Annotated in this window: 2 protein-coding genes; one reads left to right on the top strand and one right to left on the bottom strand. The window is 47.7% G+C overall.

The annotated features are described in order from the left end of the window. Positions 1–203: 203 nt before the first annotated feature. Positions 204–1,562, bottom strand: coding sequence for an alanine/glycine:cation symporter family protein (locus ACLGGO_RS35350; protein ID WP_446422818.1), 1,359 nt, complete (start codon positions 1,560–1,562; stop codon positions 204–206). A gap of 116 nt (positions 1,563–1,678) precedes the next feature. Here ACLGGO_RS35350 and ACLGGO_RS35345 point away from each other — a divergent pair, with 116 nt between their 5' ends. After that, on the top strand, positions 1,679–1,849 hold the full coding sequence (locus ACLGGO_RS35345; protein ID WP_446339624.1) for a hypothetical protein: 171 nt from the start codon (positions 1,679–1,681) through the stop codon (positions 1,847–1,849). Positions 1,850–2,059 lie beyond the last annotated feature (210 nt).

The raw sequence follows: 2,059 nt of genomic DNA, 5'->3' as shown, positions 1-2,059 counted from the left end.
GGAAGCAGGGGAAGCAGGGGAAGCAGGGGAAGCAGGGGAAGCAGGGGAAGCAGGGGAAGCAGGGGAAGCAGGGGAAGCAGGGGAAGATGTGGGAGTTGTAGGGGCGGGTTTTACTACTAACGTTGGGTTTTCACCTTGATATGACTAAACCCGCCCCAACGGATTAAGCTAAAACGCATTTAATTGGATGCTGGACATGAATATCATTGCGCTGTAACTAATCCTTGATTTAATTGCTGCATATATTTATCTAAATCTCCTGCCACTTTACCGGATAAAAAATAAGCGCCGAGTAAATTGGGAAAAGACATAGCGATTAACATGCCATCGCTAAAATTAATTACGACACCAGAACTTAAAACGGCACCCGTAAAAACCGCCAGGATAAACAATACCTTATAGATGATTAAATTGTTCTGTCCAAACAAATAATCCCAACAGCGTTCGCCGTAATAACTCCAGGAAATCATCGTCGAGAAGGCAAAAAAGAAAATCGCGATCGCAAGCATCAGGGGAAACCAGGAAATCGCTGTACCAAAGGCGACTGAGGTGACTTCCGCGCCACTGAGTTGATTAAATTCGGGATTGCGATAGACGCCTGTAATCACAATCACCAATGCCGTCATATTGCAAATCACTACTGTATCAATAAACGGTTCTAAGAGAGCCACAATCCCCTCCCGCACAGGTTCTTGGGTTCTGGCGGCGGAATGTGCGATCGCGGCTGAACCTACCCCCGCTTCATTAGAAAACGCTGAACGCCTTAATCCTTGAATCATCACGCCAAATACTCCCCCTTCCACCGCCTCTGGAGATAATGCGCCGTTGACAATCGTCAGTATCGCCGCCGGAATTTCCATGAAATTCGTGATCAGAATCCACAGCGCCGCTACAAAGTAAATCAAACACATCGCCGGGACAATTGCACCTGCAACCATCCCAATCCGTTTAATCCCACCAATAATCACCATTCCCACTAAACTAACCAGAATCAAGCCATAAAGCCAACTGCGCCCCACAAACCAGGGTACAACTATAGTTATCGCCGCATAAGATTGGTTCGCCTGAAACATACTTGCGCCGCCAAATGCGCCACCAATACCCAGAATGGAGAAGATAACCGCCAACACCTTCCCCAAGTTCTGATGTCCCATTTCCGCCAAACCCGCCGACAAATAGTACATTGGACCCCCAGCTACTGTACCATCGGGTTTAATTACGCGATATTTCTGCCCTAGGGTACATTCAACAAACTTACTTGTCATCCCAAACAGTCCCCCCAGTGTCATCCACACCGTCGCACCGGGACCCCCTAAACTAATCGCGATCGCGACTCCAGCAATGTTACCCAATCCCACAGTAGCCGAAAGTGCCGTTGCCAGGGCTTGAAAATGAGACACCTCCCCGGCTTCCGTCGGATCATCATACTTTCCCCGTAACACCTCAATGGCGTGCCAAAAGCCTCGGATGTTAATAAATTTCATCCGCAGGGTGAAGAAAATCGCACCGCTAATCAGCCAAAGGACACTGAAAGAGAAAACACCTAGGGTCAAAAACTGCACTGTGGTTTGCTCACTAAGGATACAAGGTTATGTCCTTCTTAGTGTGACAGTGCATTCGCTGCTTCTTCAACTGGGTTGAGTTCTATGAGTCATTATCGGGGGAATCGGGTGCGTGAATGTTCCAGAGGTGTCATGGTACATCTGTAGGGGCGGGTTTTACGATTATCGTTTCTTCGCCTCACCCCGATGTGACTAAACCGTATCATGGTACATCTGTAGGGGCGGGTTTTACGATTATCGTTTCTTCGCCTCACCCCAATGTGACTAAACCCGCCCCGATTCGGTGAGATGGAAAGAATTAAGGGTGGATTTTGGATCAACGTTATCGGTGTTAATGCTAAGTTTATCCCTAAACCCTCCCCTACAGGATGAAACTCCTAAATTCTCAACTCCTCAATTCTGGGGGATTTTGGAACTTCTGGTTCCCCCCAAAGTTGCTTATCCTGTACATGCAAGTCTTCTCTGTTCATGTTTGAGGTTAATCAGCCCCCTAAATC

The sequence above is a fragment of the Coleofasciculus sp. genome, from assembly GCF_046565525.1.
GTDB lineage: Bacteria > Cyanobacteriota > Cyanobacteriia > Cyanobacteriales > Coleofasciculaceae > Coleofasciculus.
The sequence above is the reverse complement of the archived record's forward strand: the minus strand, read 5'-3'. Positions and strand labels throughout refer to the sequence as shown.

Excerpts from the sequence above, each read along its gene's own strand:
- ACLGGO_RS35345 (WP_446339624.1), top strand. The coding sequence starts at position 1,679 with ATGTTCCAGAGGTGTCATGGTACATCTGTAGGGGCGGGTTTTACGATT.